Here is a 16,033-nt window from a genome sequence, read left to right on the forward strand (position 1 = left end):
ATTCTTTCACAAGGGTTTCAAGATACAAGTAGTTCAAGGAAGCAATCGAGTGATTGAAGGAGCGTACCTCTGTACGTGACTGATTGAATGAGTGAAGCTGACGCAGAAATACGATGTATATTGAAAGCCGTAAATAGTTTAGTGATGATGGCAAAGAGGTCACACCCGTTCCCATACCGAACACGGAAGTTAAGCTCTTTAGCGCCGATGGTAGTTGGGGGCTTCCCCCTGTGAGAGTAGGACGTCGCTAAGCAATACAAACCCGCTGATTATCAGCGGGTTTTTTTATATGAAGTTTTACGGTAAAAAAGGGCCTATATTTTGGGTTTGGGGCTTTTAATAAATCAAAAAGGTATTTGGGTTTTAAAACTCAAATACCTTTATTTATTTTTTTGCAAATACGGACCTAAGATAAATGTTGCTTGTTTAAATATCATGGACAGCACCACCTTGGATTAGTCCAAGCGGCGCCTCCTTGGGGAAATAGCTCGAGAGAGAAGACTAAGTTCGTCACATCGTGCACAACGCCTTTGTGAACAACCTCGTGTTGGCTGTGAACCTGCAGGGGCCGTAGCAACGAAGCAGCTCAAGGTTCACCCTAAGAAAGCGCCCAGCATATACTCGCAACATTATTGCCAGTAGATAAAATTATTGGTCGTTTATATCCTTACTTTGGTGCATTATTAGTTATTTCCGCTTTAGGTATTGGCATTGGTATGATTGTAAAAGGTTCTCCGATTCCAGAATTAACATTTGAAAATATGCATCCGAAGAGCTTACCGATATTCCCGCTATTATTCTTTACAATTACATGTGGAGCATTATCTGGCTTCCACGCTACGCAAACGCCTATTATTTCACGTACAACTAAAGGCGAAAAAGAAGGTCGTAAAATTTTCTACGGTATGATGATTGCAGAAGGGATTATTGCAATGATCTGGGCTGCTGCAGCAATGAGCTTATTCGGTGGGTATGGCGGTTTAAGTGAAATGATGGCTGCGGGTGGTCCTGCTGCTGTAGTAAGTGAAGCATCATTGTTAATGCTAGGTTCTATAGGTGGTACATTAGCGGTATTAGGAGTAATTGTTTTACCTATTACTTCTGGTGACACAGCATTCCGTGCAGCACGTATGATTATTGCCGACTATTTCAAATTTGCTCAAGCAAAAATATATAGTCGTTTATGGATTGCCATTCCATTGTTTGTGATGTCATATGCATTAACAAAAATTGATTTTAATATTTTATGGAGATATTTCTCATGGGCAAATGGTGTAACTGCCGTCATTGCATTATGGGTAGGAGCTATGTATTTATTCTTATCACGTAAAAATCACTGGATTGCAACAATACCTGCTGCATTTATGACCAGTATGGTATTCAGTTATATTATTTACGAACCTACTATGGGGTTTGGTCAACCAGTTGCACTTGCTAATATCGCAGGTGTAATAGCTTCGGCCTTGATTACAGCTATTTTCTTTGGCTCAGCACTGAAAAAGCGTGGAACTAGCTTCTTGTTAGATGAGGATGTATCAGGCTATCAAAACATTATAAAATAATATTGCATTAAATGTTTTGTATAGAACATGTATTATTAAATGTAACTATTAATCATTTAAATGGTTATTTTAGTTTAAAACTTTTATAGAATCACCTATAAGAAAGCTGTTTGAATTCCGAATTAAAACATTGGATTGTGAAAAAGAGAATATGAAAAAAAAGAAAGGGACTCGAAAAAAGTCCCTTTCAGACTGTAGACGAACTCAAAAATAGAGGGTTGTTTATAGTCTTTTTTCTTTTGAAATGGATGAACTAAAAATGCTCTTGATTTACACTACAGTTATGCTTTCCGACAGAGTGACACGAATTCTTCTAATAAGGTGTATTGTTAGTTCATAATACTTTAAAAAATTGATTTTCGTCGCGTCTACTTCAAGTCTAAATGTCGCCCTAATATATTACTAATATCTTCTAATTCATCTTCGTTTAAAGTATAATACCAACTTTTACCGATATATCCACCGGTACCTTGTTGGAATTGTAGTTGGTCAATATTTTTGTCTAAATTTGAATACAGTTTTTGTAGTTGAAATAAATTATTAGCAGAAAAATTCATTTGTACATTATCGCCTAAAACCTCGAAAACATCATTAATTTTCAAAATAGTTTTAGGGCTAGCGGCTTTCGCTGTAATAGCTTCGATTAATTGTTTTTGACGCAATTGTCTACCGAAATCCCCGCGTGGATCTTCATAGCGAATACGTGTGAATACAAGAGCTTCTTCACCATTCAGCTTAATATCACCTTTTGGAAATGTATAATGAAGATGTGATAAATCCATATCGTTATTAACTGTTACACCGCCAAGTATATCGATAATTTGTAAAAAGCCATCCATATTGACGGCTACATAGTAATCTATTGGTATCGAAAGTAAGTTTTCCACAGTATCGATTGTCATAGTAATACCGCCACGTGGATAAGCATGATTTATTTTTTCAACCGTATTATTGCCAATAATTTCAACCCGTGAGTCACGTGGGATACTTAACATTTTGACTGTTTTTTCGTCTGGATTTACTGTGACGACAATCATTGTATCTGTTCTACCAACATCATATTCGCGTTCATCAATGCCTAGTAATAGTACAGAGAAAGGATCGATATGAGGTGATTTTTCGGGTATATTTGTTACGGTATTATTATCTGATTGCTCTGGAGTATTCATTTTATCTATTGCTTTTTGAAATGAATAGTAGGTGTAGGCACCGTAGCTAATAATTGAAAAAAGGAAAAGAGTGAGTATTGTCAAAACGATCTTTTTCCATTTGCTTTTACTTTTTCGTCTACTACGTGTCAATTTCAAATTGTTATTCATAAAATTCTCCATATGTATTCATCATTATTTTATAAACACTGTTAAATAAGTATTAGTTCTCTCCGTTTACATAACGTATTTCCGTTTTTAGTTTTTCACCAAAATGCATAAGGTTTAGTCCATGTTGTCTATCGCTTCCAACATTATTTAATTATAGTATAACGAAAATAGAAACAAATGCCAAATTCGGACGTCTAATTTAAGTAGGAGGCGATTTGGTGAAGAGAAAAATAATTGCAGCGACTATACTGATTATTTGTGTGTTTATTATTATGACAGGCATTTCGTATATTCCACAAAAAATAGTAAATGTACAAGCAAAAGATGTATCTAAAATTGAGATTTTGGATGGCAATACAGGGAAGCATCTAGAAATTACGGATGATGCGACAATAGCCCGTATTATCAATAATTTAAACCGCATCGTATTCCAAAAAGAAAAATCCGCTCATGGTTATGATGGATCTAGGTTTGATACAAAAATTTATATTCACAATAAACTGAAGGAAAGCCTCATTATTAATAGCGAGGATACAATTCAGTATAAAGGATTCTTTTATAAATCAACTAATGTGCAAATCGAATATGAATACTTAGAGGAGTTACTGGAAACGGTTCCAAGCAATTAGCGATAAATTACGGCGGAATAATGTTGATTCCTCCATAATAGAGCAAGTTTTTTTCCTTCATGCTATAGTTATAGCGACTTAGTTAAAATCGGAAGGATGAACGTGTTTGTCAAAAAAACAAGTTTGGTATGAAGTACAAGAAAACGAAACAATAGAGCAATGTTTAGATAGAATGGATAGAGATGGTTATATGCCATTCGGTCGTAAGGAAGAGCCTGTGTTTCATATTGTTAATGGTGAACCAACATATTTACGTCAAAAAATACAATTCAAAGGAGTTTTAAGAGAAGAATAGCATTTAAAACCGAACATTATCGTTTCGATAAATTTTATTGTTCGCATTTTTGTATTGCTTTTATGTACTAGTCTTGATAAAATATGTACAGGAAAAACATTACATCCCACATATATGCTAGATAATATGGCTCTAGCGTTTCTACCCGGTACCGTAAATGCCGGACTATGCGGGAAAGCAACTAATAAACTTTTGGAACGTTACCTTAAAGGGTGTGGCTTCGAATGCTTTTTTTTGTCTGCCAATTCTTTGAAACCCAGTCCTCAAGTAGTCTGCTTTCTTATGCATAGAAAGTAGGGTATTTGGGGACTTTTTTCATTGTTTTTTATAAATAATGAAAAGATTGTTTAAAGGAGAGCAAAATGATGAATCCAAAAATCGGCGTTATTATGGGCAGTTCTAGTGACTGGGAAACAATGAAGCATGCATGTGATATTTTAGATGAGTTACAAGTTCCTTATGAAAAACAAGTCGTATCTGCGCACCGTACACCTGACTTAATGTTTGAATATGCAGAAACGGCTCGTGGGCGAGGTATTCAAATCATTATTGCAGGTGCAGGAGGGGCAGCGCATTTACCTGGAATGGTTGCAGCAAAAACAACATTACCTGTAATTGGTGTACCCGTGCAATCTAGAGCGTTAAACGGATTGGATTCATTATTATCGATTGTACAAATGCCCGGTGGTGTACCTGTTGCAACAGTAGCCATTGGGAAAGCAGGCGCAACGAACGCAGGCTTACTAGCAGCACAAATTTTAGGCGCAACAGACATGGTGATAGCTGAAAAATTAGAAGCAAGACGCGAAGCAACAAAACAACAAGTGTTAGAAAGCACAGGTGATTTACTGTGACAAAAATAATATATCCTGGGCAAACAATCGGCATTATCGGTGGAGGGCAGCTTGGACGTATGATGGCGATGGCTGCAAAAGAGGCAGGATTTAAAATTGCTGTTCTGGAGCCAACAATGGATTCTCCTGGTGGGCAAGTAGCGGATATTCGGATTGTTGCAGCGTATGATGATGAAGCAGCTCTTGAAGAACTAGCAGAAATTAGTGATGTGATCACGTATGAATTTGAAAATATTGACTACGAAGGCTTAAAAAGATTAACGGAAATTGCATATGTTCCTCAAGGTGCAGAGCTCGTACGTATTACGCAAGATCGCGTAACAGAAAAGGCGGCAATTGTGGAAGCAGGATGTCCAGTTGCACCGTATGTTGTTGCAGCTAACTATAAGGAACTTGTCGCAAGCATTAATAAAGTCGGTTTCCCTTGTATCGTAAAAACAGCTCGTGGTGGATATGATGGTAAAGGCCAGCAGCTCTTAAAATGCGCGGATGATTTACCGTTAGCGGAAGAATTATTTACTCATTCTGTTTGTATTGCTGAAGGTTTCGTACCTTTTATGAAAGAAATTTCCGTAATAGTTCAACGAAACGGTCAAGGTGAAACATGCTGCCTTCCGGTTGGTGAAAATATTCATGTCCATCATATTTTACATGAAACGATTGTGCCGGCTCGAATTACGGATATAACAGCGGAGGCGGCAGCTAAGGCGGCAGCTAAAATTGCTGATTACTTAAATTTAGTAGGTACATTAGCGATTGAAATGTTCGTATTAGAAAATGGTGAAATTATCATTAATGAGTTAGCACCACGTCCACATAACTCAGGTCACTATTCAATTGAAGCGTGCAATATTTCACAGTTTACGCAGCATATTCGTGCCGTATGTGGCTGGCCTTTGCGTCAACCAAAGTTATGGGCAAAGTCGATTATGGTCAATGTGTTAGGGCAACATGTGATGCCACTAACAAATTCGATTTCAAAATATCCTGACTGGTCCATCCATCTGTACGGCAAAGCGGAAGCAAAAGTAAATAGAAAAATGGGGCATGTCACAATTATGACTGACGATATTGAAAAAACATTACAACAAATTAATGAATCTAGTATTTGGTCATTGTGAGTATTTGAATGTCTAACTGTCATGTAGATGAAATTGTCCTAAACATTTAGGTTTTATCGTATCGGGTATCGAGACGTAAACCGGACACAGACATTTTTCACAGACAGTTAGTTTAATAGATGTACAAGTAAGTATTTTGACGAAAATTGGAGGAAGTTCATAATGAAAAAAGTAAAAATATTCGTAACATTACGCGAAAGCATTTTAGACCCACAAGGTTCAGCTGTAAAAAGTTCGTTAACAAAAATCGGTTACAGTGAAGTAAAAGATTTACGTATTGGTAAATATTTAGAATTAACAATCGGCGATACGGATCGTGATATTGATACGCTAGTTAAAGAAATGTGTGAAAAAGTTTTAACAAACGTAGTAATTGAAGATTACCGTTATGAAGTCGAGGAGGCTAACTAATCATGAAATTCGCGGTACTCGTATTCCCTGGGTCAAACTGTGACATCGATATGTATCATGCGATTAAAGATGAACTAGGTGAAGAAGTAGAATATGTATGGCATTCAGAAACGGACTTAAGCGGTTTTGATGGTATTTTAGTTCCTGGTGGTTTCTCATACGGTGACTATTTGCGTTGCGGTGCGATGGCAAACCAATCGAACATTATGGCAGAAGTAAAAAAAGCAGCAGATGCTGGTAAACCAGTGCTAGGTGTATGTAATGGATTCCAAATACTAACAGAAGCAGGCCTACTACCAGGAGCGCTTTTACGTAATAAAAACTTGAAATTCATGTGTCGCCCAGTGCAGTTAAAAGTAGAAAATAATAACACATTTTTTACGAATCAATATGAGCAAGGTCAAGTTATTAATGTACCGATCGCACACGGTGAAGGTAACTACTACTGTGACGAAGAAACACTTGCAACATTAAAAGCAAATAACCAAATCGTGTTTACATATTCAGACGACAATCCAAACGGCTCTATAGAAGATATTGCAGGCATTATAAACGAGCGCGGCAATGTATTAGGAATGATGCCTCACCCAGAACGTGCTGTTGATGCGCTTGTAGGTGGAGCAGACGGATTAGCATTATTTAAATCAATTGTGAAGCAGTGGAGGGAAAATCATGTCAACAACTAAGTTTGAGCCAACAGCACAGCAAATTAAAGAAAAAAAGCTATACGCTGGTATGGGGATGTCAGACGAAGAATTTGCAATGGTAGAAGGAATTTTAGGTCGTCTACCAAACTGGACAGAGACTGGACTTTTCTCAGTAATGTGGTCGGAGCACTGCTCTTATAAAAACTCAAAACCTGTATTACGCAAATTCCCAACAACAGGTCCTCAAGTACTACAAGGTCCTGGTGAAGGTGCTGGTATCGTGGATATCGGTGATGAGCAAGCGGTCGTATTTAAAATGGAATCACATAACCACCCATCAGCAATTGAGCCATACCAAGGTGCAGCAACAGGTGTTGGTGGTATTCTCCGTGATGTTTTCTCAATGGGAGCACGTCCTATTGCGATGTTAAACTCATTACGTTTTGGTGAATTAAAATCTGCACGTGGTAAATATTTATTTGAAGAAGTAGTAGCGGGTATCGCAGGTTACGGTAACTGTATCGGGGTTCCAACAGTAGGTGGCGAAATTCAGTTCGACCCTTGCTATGAAGGCAATCCACTTGTAAATGCAATGTGTGTTGGTTTAATCGATCATAAAGACATCCAAAAAGGTGTCGCTGCAGGTGTAGGGAACACAGTTATGTACGTAGGGGCAAAAACAGGTCGTGATGGTATTCACGGTGCGACATTCTCTTCAGAGGAGTTATCAGAGGATTCAGAGGAAAGCCGTTCAGCAGTACAAGTTGGTGACCCATTCATGGAAAAACTTCTTCTTGAAGCATGTCTTGAAGTTGTAAAATCTGACGCATTAGTTGGTATTCAAGATATGGGTGCTGCGGGTCTTACATCATCTTCAGCAGAAATGGCTTCGAAAGCAGGCACTGGTGTGGAAATGAACTTAGACTTAATTCCACAACGTGAAACAGGCATGACAGCTTATGAAATGATGTTATCAGAATCTCAAGAACGTATGTTATTAGTTGTGAAAAAAGGTCGCGAAGATGAAATTAAAGCGATTTTCGATAAGTATGATTTAGACGCTGTAGCAGTTGGTCATGTAACAGCTGACAAACAATTACGTTTAATTCATAACGGTGAAGTAGTAGCTGATGTACCTGCAGACGCACTTGCAGAAGAGGCGCCAGTTTATTATAAACCATCTGCTGAACCAGCTTACTTTGCTGAGTTCCAAGCAATGGAAAACGTAGAGCCACAAGTAACTGATTATAAAGAAACATTAACAGCTTTACTAAAAGCACCGACAATCGCTTCAAAAGAGTGGGTTTATGGTCAATATGACTACCAAGTGCGTACTTCAACAGTTGTAGCACCTGGTTCTGATGCAGCGGTTATTCGCGTACGCGGTACTAACAAGGGCTTAGCAATGACAACAGATTGTAATTCTCGCTACATTTACTTAGATCCAGAAGTGGGCGGTAAAATTGCGGTAGCTGAAGCAGCTCGTAATATCGTATGTTCTGGCGGTGAACCACTGGCGATTACAGATTGCTTAAATTTCGGTAATCCAGAGAAACCAGAAATCTTCTGGCAGATCGAAAAATCAGCTGATGGTATCGCAGCAGCTTGTACAGCATTAAGCGCTCCAGTAATCGGTGGTAACGTATCACTTTACAATGAACGTTCAGGTGTAGCAGTTTACCCAACACCAACAATCGGTATGGTTGGTTTAGTAAAAGACCTAGCGCATGTAACGACGCAAGAAGCGAAGGCTGCTGGGGACGTTGTATATGTAATCGGTGAAACTAATACTGAATTCGGTGGTTCTGAATTACAAAAATTACGTGATGGTGAAATTTCAGGTCAAGCACCAGCAATCGACTTAGAGATAGAAGCAGCACGTCAACAAGCTCTTTTATCGGCGATTCGTGACGGACTTGTGCAATCTGCTCATGACGTGGCAGAAGGCGGTCTTGCAGTAGCCCTTGCTGAAACAACATTTGCAGCAAATGGACTTGGCTTAAACGTAACATTAGAAGGTTCTGCTACGACAGCGTTATTCTCTGAAACACAGTCTCGATTTGTCGTAACAGTAAAACAAGAAAATGCAGCTAGTTTCGAAAAAGTCGTTGTAGATGCGAAAAAAGTTGGTGTCGTAACTAACGATGCGAAACTGACTATTAACGGTGAAAATGCTGTTCTTATAGAAGGTACAGTGGAGGAATTCCGTTCTGCTTGGAAAGGAGCAATCCCATGCTTGCTGAAATCAGAGGCTTAAACGAAGAATGTGGGGTGTTTGGAATTTGGGGTAACCCAAATCCAGCACACCTTAGTTATTACGGGCTACATGCTCTTCAACACCGTGGTCAAGAGGGGGCAGGTATCGTTGTCAATGATGGTGCTGTCCTGCGCGGGGTCAAAGGTGAAGGGCTTGTGAATGACGTTTTCAATGAAGAAAAATTAAAAGTGGTGAATGGCAAAGCAGCGATTGCCCATGCTCGCTATGCAACGGCAGGCGGACAAGGAATCGAAAATGTCCAACCACTTTTATTTCACTCATCAACAGGCAGTCTTTCAATCGCACATAACGGGAACTTAGTAAATGCCAATCACTTAAAACAATATTTAGAGCGCCAAGGAAATATATTCCACTCTAGCTCTGACACAGAAGTAGTAGCGCATTTAATTAAGAAGAGTAAACATTTGCCGTTTCGTGCAAAAGTAAAAGAAGCGCTAAGCCTACTTAAAGGTGCGTATTCATTACTTATTATGACGAAAGATGAAATGCTTGTAGCGCGTGATCCACATGGTTTACGTCCACTATCACTAGGTAAGCTTGGTGATGGCTGGGTCGTTGCTTCTGAAACATGTGCATTTGATTTAATCGGTGCAGAATATGTTCGCTCTGTCGAACCGGGCGAATTATTAATTATTAACGACCAAGGTGTAACATCAGACCGTTTTGTTGATATGGAAAATCGTGCGATGTGTGCAATGGAGTACGTATACTTAGCGCGTCCGGATTCTGACATTGATGGCATCAATGTTCATATGGCACGTAAGCGTATGGGGAAACAGCTTGCCAGAGAATGTGTACATATAGAAGCAGATGTAGTGACAGGTGTACCCGATTCAAGTATTTCAGCTGCGATTGGCTTTGCAGAGGAAAGTGGTATCCCTTATGAACTTGGTTTAATAAAAAATCGCTACGTTGGTCGTACATTTATACAGCCAACTCAAGAGTTACGCGAACGCGGTGTGAAAATGAAGCTTTCACCTGTTGTACAGGTCGTAAAAGGCAAGCGCGTAGTCATGGTAGATGATTCGATCGTGCGCGGAACAACTTCTCGCCGTATTGTAAAAATGCTGAAAGAAGCGGGTGCTGCAGAGGTGCATGTAGTTATTTCTTCTCCACCGATGACAGATCCATGCTTCTACGGTATTGATACATCTACACACGAAGAATTAATTGCATCTAGTCATAATGTTGAGGAAATTCGTGAAGCGATTGGTGCGGATACATTAACGTTTCTATCAACAGAAGGTATGGTTGAATCGATTGCACGTCCATTCGAAGATCCAAATCGCGGACTATGCTTAGCATGCTTTACAGGAAAATATCCAACAGAAATTTTCCCAGACACGATCTTACCGCATGAAAAAGAATTGGTACGTTAATTTTAAGGAGGAAAAACGCATGTCTAAAGCGTATGAACAAGCAGGCGTAAATATTGAAGCAGGTTACGAAGCCGTAAAACGTATGAAATCTCACGTAGAGCGCACTAATCGCCTAGGTGTAATGGGGACGTTTGGTGGTTTCGGCGGCATGTTCGATTTATCTGCATTAAATTTAAAGGAACCTGTTCTCATTTCAGGTACAGATGGTGTTGGTACGAAATTAAAGCTAGCTTTCATGGTTGATAAACACGATACGATTGGTGTTGACTGTGTTGCAATGTGCATTAACGATATCGTTGCACAAGGCGCAGAGCCACTTTACTTCTTAGATTACGTAGCGGTTGGTAAAGCTGAGCCTGCGAAAATTGAGCAAATCGTAAAAGGTGTAGCAGACGGTTGTGTACAGTCTGGTGCAGCGTTAATCGGCGGAGAGACAGCTGAAATGCCAGGCCTTTACGAGGAAGACGAGTACGATTTAGCAGGATTTGCTGTAGGTGCTTGCGAAAAGAGCGCTATTATTACAGGTGAAAAAATCGTAGAAGGTGACGTGCTTGTTGGTATTGCTTCAAGCGGTGTGCATTCTAACGGTTATTCCTTAGTACGTAAAATCGTTTTTGCTGATAACGGCTATGCAGTAGACGAGGTAGTAGAAGGTTATGAAAATCTTGGCCCAATCGGTGAGGCGCTACTCGTACCAACGAAGCTTTATGCAAAGCCAGTACTTGCAGCAATTCAAGCAGCGGAAGTGCATGGTTGTGCGCACGTAACAGGCGGCGGTTTCTATGAAAACTTACCACGTATGATGCCAGCAGGACTTGCTACCGAAATCGATTTAGGTGCTTGGCCAGTATTACCAATCTTTGAGTTTTTAAAAGATAAAGGTCAATTAGCGGATAAAGATTTATACAATGTTTTCAATATGGGGATCGGCTTCGTAATTGCTGTGCCTTCTACTGAAGTAGAAAAAGTGATTGCAGCTGTTGAAGCGAATGGAGAACAAGCATATACAATTGGCCGCGTAATTAAAGGCGAAGGTGTTGTGTTTAACGGTGAGCATGATGGGAGCTTAGTGTAATGACGAAGATCGCAGTATTTGCATCAGGTAGCGGTAGTAATTTTCAGGCTATCGCTGAATGTATTGAACGCGGCGAACTTAATGCGAAAATAGAACTAGTCGTAACAGATAAGCCTGGCGCATTTGTTGTCACACGTGCCCAAAAATTTAATATTCCTGTACTTGAATTAACGCCAAAAACATTTGACTCAAAAGCAGCTTATGAGCAGGCGGTAATTAAAGCATTGCGTGAAAAAGATGTAGAGTGGATTATTTTAGCTGGTTATATGCGTTTAATTAGCGACACATTACTAGCGGCATTCCCGAACCGCATTATTAATATTCACCCTTCTTTACTGCCATCTTTCCCAGGTAAAGATGCAATTAGTCAAGCGTTTGAACACGGTGTGAAAGTAACGGGAGTAACGGTGCACTACGTTGATGCTGGTATGGATACGGGACCGATTATTGCACAGGCGGCTGTTGAAGTAGCAGGAACACTTGATGAGACTGAAAAACTCATTCATGCAACAGAGCATCAGCTATATACGAAAACATTACAGCAGTTATTTGCTCAAAAATGATTGAGTTTAAGCGAATCACCTTTCCGTTTAAGTACTTTCTATTTGAGGACAGTGCATATCTTTATAATTAAAAGTTTCATAGTTAGTTACCTATAAAGCTACTGACTATTTATTGATGATTGTAGTGAAGGCTGGGTGACTCCTTGGGGATTAGCGTAGGAAAGGAACGAAGGCTAAAACCGTCACATCGTGTGACGACGCCTTCGTGACCAACGTCTTGTTGCCCCAAGCGGCTCATCAGACGCCCCCAGGAAAGTGTCCCGGCCGTAACGGAAATCAACCTAGCTAATGTTAATAGAAGATTTATATAAGGTATTAATTTATTATGTGTTTGCTATTATTTGTGGATAGAACAGTAGCAGCACCATTTTTTATACAAATTGGAGGATTTTATCGTGACTAAACGTGCACTCATCAGTGTTTCGAATAAAGATGGTATTTTAGAATTTGCAAAGGAATTAGTAGCATTAGGTTATGAAATTTTATCAACTGGTGGTACGAAAAGTATGTTACAAGACAATGCTGTGCCTGTAACAGCTGTTGATGAAGTAACTAAATTCCCTGAAATTTTAGCTGGTCGTGTAAAGACATTAAACCCAATGATTCACGGGGGTCTACTAGGGAAATTTGATGATGCTTCACACCAAGCACAAATGAATGAGCATGGTATCGAGCCAATCGAAATTGTTTGTGTAAATCTGTACCCATTCGTTGAAACAATTTCAAAGCCTAATGTAACGTGGGATGATGCGATTGAAAATATCGATATCGGTGGCCCAACAATGTTACGCTCTGCTGCGAAAAACCATCAATACGTAACAGTTATCGTTGATTCAGCTGACTATGCTGGGGTGTTAGAAGAATTAAAAGCTGGTGGTACGACGACAATTGAAACACGTCGTAAGCTCGCTGCAAAAGTATTCCGTCATACAGCAGCCTATGATTCATATATTTCAAATCATTTAACAGAAGAAGATTTCCCAGAAAGCTTAACGTTAACGTATGAATTAAAACAGAACTTACGCTACGGTGAAAACCCTCATCAAAAGGCAGCATTCTACCAAAAACGTTTAGGCTCAGATTTCTCAATCGCATTTGCTGAGCAATTACACGGTAAAGAGCTTTCTTACAATAATATTCAAGATGCTAATGCAGCACTTCAAATCGTAAAAGAATTCGAAATGCCAGCAGCAGTAGCAGTGAAACATATGAATCCTTGTGGTGTTGGGACAGGTGTAACAATCGAAGAAGCATTCGGTAAAGCATATGAAGCAGATTCTACATCTATTTTCGGCGGTATTATCGCATTAAATATGGAAGTAGATGCGGCAACTGCAGCGAAGCTTTCAGATATTTTCCTTGAGATCATTATTGCACCAAGCTTTTCTGAAGAGGCGTTAGAGATTTTAACGCAAAAGAAAAATATCCGTTTAATGGCAATCGATTTCTCGCAAGGCAAACAAGATAAATTCAACGTAGTATCAGTTGAAGGTGGCTTACTAGTACAAGAGCCTGATAGTTTCGGATTCGCCAATGCAGACATTAAAGTGGTGACTGATCGTGAACCAACTGAACAAGAGTGGGAAGCATTAAAGCTTGGCTGGGCAGTAGTGAAGCATGTGAAATCTAATGCCATAGTTGTTACGGATGCACAAATGACATTAGGTGTTGGCGCTGGACAAATGAACCGCGTAGGCGCAGCTAAAATCGCATTCGAGCAAGCAGGCGAAAAAGCAAAAGGTGCAGCACTAGCATCTGACGCCTTCTTCCCTATGAGCGATACAGTGGAAGCAGCTCATGCGGCAGGAATAACTGCAATTATCCAACCAGGTGGCTCGATTAAGGATCAAGATTCGATTGATAAGGCAAATGAATACGGTATTGCAATGGTGTTCACAGGAGTACGCCACTTTAAACATTAATTGCTATAGGGTTTTCTGTCGGCGCGAGTATTTGTGCTGAAGAGCTGTATTGGTGCAGGAGAAAGTATTCGTTCCTCAAGAGCTAGTATTAGTTCATCAAGAGCTAGTATTAGCGTGTGAAAAGCGAGTAATTCGTGCTGAAGAGCTAGTATTGGTGCAGGAGCGAGTATTTCATCGTGAAGAGCTAGTATTAGCGTGTGAAAAGCGAGTAATTCGTGCTGAAGAGCTAGTATTGGGGCAAGAGCGAGTATTTCATTCCGAAGAGCTTGTATTTGTTCATCAAGAGCGAGTATTAGCGTGGGAAAAGCAAGTATTCCATCACGAACAGCCAGTATTTCTACAGCAGTCTAATTAAAACTATAGCACTTACGTCATTCTGGCGTTATAATAGAATAATGTTTCGTTGCTATTCTGGCCGGATAGTGACAGAAGCGTTTGTATATACGGTATAGGCTATTCTTTTTGGTCGGAAGAATGCTTATACAATTAAGGAAGTATGGCTTTGGTCGGACATGCTTTCAATTACATGCTGCATATATCATCGACTTTGGCCGGGAGATGATGGATGCAATATTATTATACTATTGAATAACAATACTATTTTGGTCGGGTACAATTGTTGTTCGAAGTGTAATATGAACGCTCGCTTATTTATTTAGGTGAGCGTTTTTTTTGTACTTAAAAGCTGGAAAATTCAAATTATTAGGAGGGCTTCAAAATGAAGGTTCTTGTTATTGGTAGTGGTGGTCGTGAGCATGCGATTGCGAAACAATTTAGCATTGCTCCGTCTGTAGAAAAAGTATTCGTTGCACCAGGTAATGACGGAATGCGCGGAGATGCAGAAGTTATTGGAATTGATGCATTAGATTTCGCAGCATTAGCCTCGTTTGCGAAAGAAAATGAAATTGCCTTAACATTTGTTGGTCCTGAGCAACCACTTGCAGCAGGTATTGTAGATTACTTTCAGAACTGTGGTTTAACCATTTTTGGTCCAACAAAAGCGGCTGCACAAATCGAAGGTTCAAAATCATATGCCAAAGAACTAATGAAAAAATATAATATCCCAACTGCGGCTTATGAAACATTTACAGATGCAAAGCCTGCTATTGCGTATATTAAAGCACAAGGCGCACCAATTGTTGTGAAGGCAGATGGATTAGCAGCAGGTAAGGGTGTAATTGTTGCGATGACAGAGGATGAAGCGATTGAAGCAGTGAACGATATGATTGGCAATCAACGCTTCGGCGATTCTTCATCTCGTGTTGTCATTGAGGAATTTTTAGACGGTGAAGAATTTTCATTCATGTCATTCGTACATAACGGACAAATTTATCCGATGGTTATTGCACAAGATCATAAACGTGCGTACGATGGAGACAAAGGACCAAACACTGGAGGGATGGGTGCTTATTCACCAGTACCTCAAATTCCGCAAAGTGTTATATCGAGTGCATTCATCGAAATTGTTGAACCAACTGTTAAAGCGATGGAAGAAGAGGGTGTATCGTTTACAGGTATATTATATGCAGGGCTTATATTAACAGCAAAAGGTCCAAAAGTGATCGAATATAATGCGCGTTTCGGTGATCCGGAAACACAAGTCGTTCTTCCCCGCATGGCTTCAGACTTTGGCCTATTTATGAAAGCTTTAATGGAAGAAAAATATTTCGATTTACAATGGTCGAACGAAGCAATGCTAGGTGTAGTAGTATCTGCTGAAGGGTACCCAGGGGAAGTAGAAAAGGGGAATCCGCTACCAGAGCTTTCAGATATCGAACTACCTGTATATCACGCAGGTACAAAATATGTAGACGGCAAATTCGTTGGTAATGGAGGCCGTGTATTATTAGTTGCAGCGAAGGCCGATTCATTAAAACAAGCACAAGAAAAAGTATACGCAGCAATCGCAACGAAAGAATGGGATAAATTCTTCTTCCGTAAAGATATTGGTTGGCGTACTTTTAAGTAATGAGGAATG

Annotated in this window: 14 protein-coding genes, 1 rRNA gene, 1 pseudogene and 1 riboswitch; of the genes and pseudogenes, 15 read left to right on the forward strand and 1 reads right to left on the reverse strand. The window is 39.7% G+C overall.

Annotation, left to right across the window (positions count from 1 at the left end):
- Positions 1-137: 137 nt before the first annotated feature.
- Together rrf and AAFN87_RS19385 are read left to right on the forward strand one after the other, a co-directional pair.
- Positions 138-253, forward strand: a 5S ribosomal RNA gene (rrf, locus tag AAFN87_RS19380).
- Positions 254-614: 361 nt separating this feature from the next.
- A pseudogene (locus AAFN87_RS19385) lies at positions 615-1,562 on the forward strand (carbon starvation CstA family protein); the annotation flags it as partial.
- A 368-nt stretch (positions 1,563-1,930) separates the two neighbouring features.
- Here AAFN87_RS19385 and AAFN87_RS19390 read toward each other — a convergent pair.
- Positions 1,931-2,881: an LCP family glycopolymer transferase gene (locus tag AAFN87_RS19390; protein WP_347792710.1), complete on the reverse strand. Its 951-nt coding sequence runs from the start codon at positions 2,879-2,881 to the stop codon at positions 1,931-1,933.
- A 218-nt stretch (positions 2,882-3,099) separates the two neighbouring features.
- On the opposite strand from AAFN87_RS19390, the gene AAFN87_RS19395 reads away from it, so the two are divergent.
- From AAFN87_RS19395 to purD, 13 genes are all read left to right on the forward strand, one after another.
- Positions 3,100-3,510: a hypothetical protein gene (locus AAFN87_RS19395; RefSeq protein ID WP_347792711.1), complete on the forward strand. Its 411-nt coding sequence runs from the start codon at positions 3,100-3,102 to the stop codon at positions 3,508-3,510.
- Positions 3,511-3,616: 106 nt separating this feature from the next.
- Complete coding sequence (locus AAFN87_RS19400; RefSeq protein WP_347792712.1) at positions 3,617-3,805, forward strand: NETI motif-containing protein; 189 nt, start codon at positions 3,617-3,619, stop codon at positions 3,803-3,805.
- Positions 3,806-3,893: 88 nt separating this feature from the next.
- Positions 3,894-3,993, forward strand: a riboswitch (purine riboswitch).
- Positions 3,994-4,170: 177 nt separating this feature from the next.
- On the forward strand, positions 4,171-4,659 hold the full coding sequence (gene purE, locus AAFN87_RS19405) for a 5-(carboxyamino)imidazole ribonucleotide mutase (RefSeq protein ID WP_347792753.1): 489 nt from the start codon (positions 4,171-4,173) through the stop codon (positions 4,657-4,659).
- Complete coding sequence (purK, locus tag AAFN87_RS19410) at positions 4,656-5,780, forward strand: 5-(carboxyamino)imidazole ribonucleotide synthase (protein ID WP_347792713.1); 1,125 nt, start codon at positions 4,656-4,658, stop codon at positions 5,778-5,780. The genes purE and purK overlap by 4 nt, the downstream gene beginning before the upstream one ends.
- Positions 5,781-5,942: 162 nt before the next feature.
- Positions 5,943-6,191, forward strand: coding sequence for a phosphoribosylformylglycinamidine synthase subunit PurS (purS, locus tag AAFN87_RS19415; RefSeq protein ID WP_347792714.1), 249 nt, complete (start codon positions 5,943-5,945; stop codon positions 6,189-6,191).
- 2 nt (positions 6,192-6,193) lie between these two features.
- Positions 6,194-6,877, forward strand: a complete 684-nt coding sequence (gene purQ, locus AAFN87_RS19420; RefSeq protein WP_347792715.1) for a phosphoribosylformylglycinamidine synthase subunit PurQ — start codon at positions 6,194-6,196, stop codon at positions 6,875-6,877.
- Positions 6,864-9,095 (forward strand): phosphoribosylformylglycinamidine synthase subunit PurL, encoded by a 2,232-nt coding sequence (purL, locus tag AAFN87_RS19425; protein WP_347792716.1) that lies wholly within the window; start codon positions 6,864-6,866, stop codon positions 9,093-9,095. The genes purQ and purL overlap by 14 nt, the downstream gene beginning before the upstream one ends.
- On the forward strand, positions 9,071-10,495 hold the full coding sequence (gene purF, locus AAFN87_RS19430) for an amidophosphoribosyltransferase (protein ID WP_347792717.1): 1,425 nt from the start codon (positions 9,071-9,073) through the stop codon (positions 10,493-10,495). Before purL ends, purF begins: the two co-directional genes overlap by 25 nt.
- A gap of 19 nt (positions 10,496-10,514) precedes the next feature.
- Positions 10,515-11,570: a phosphoribosylformylglycinamidine cyclo-ligase gene (gene purM / locus AAFN87_RS19435; RefSeq protein ID WP_347792718.1), complete on the forward strand. Its 1,056-nt coding sequence runs from the start codon at positions 10,515-10,517 to the stop codon at positions 11,568-11,570.
- Positions 11,570-12,133, forward strand: coding sequence for a phosphoribosylglycinamide formyltransferase (gene purN / locus AAFN87_RS19440; protein WP_347792719.1), 564 nt, complete (start codon positions 11,570-11,572; stop codon positions 12,131-12,133). The genes purM and purN overlap by 1 nt, the downstream gene beginning before the upstream one ends.
- Before the next feature lie 395 nt (positions 12,134-12,528).
- Positions 12,529-14,055 (forward strand): bifunctional phosphoribosylaminoimidazolecarboxamide formyltransferase/IMP cyclohydrolase, encoded by a 1,527-nt coding sequence (gene purH / locus AAFN87_RS19445; RefSeq protein WP_347792720.1) that lies wholly within the window; start codon positions 12,529-12,531, stop codon positions 14,053-14,055.
- 52 nt (positions 14,056-14,107) lie between these two features.
- On the forward strand, positions 14,108-14,410 hold the full coding sequence (locus tag AAFN87_RS19450; RefSeq protein ID WP_347792721.1) for a hypothetical protein: 303 nt from the start codon (positions 14,108-14,110) through the stop codon (positions 14,408-14,410).
- 363 nt (positions 14,411-14,773) lie between these two features.
- Entirely contained in the window at positions 14,774-16,024 is a 1,251-nt protein-coding gene (gene purD / locus AAFN87_RS19455; protein WP_347792722.1) for a phosphoribosylamine--glycine ligase, read from the forward strand.
- Positions 16,025-16,033 lie beyond the last annotated feature (9 nt).

Origin of the sequence: Solibacillus sp. CAU 1738 (assembly GCF_039888725.1) — a bacterium.
GTDB lineage: Bacteria > Bacillota > Bacilli > Bacillales_A > Planococcaceae > Metasolibacillus.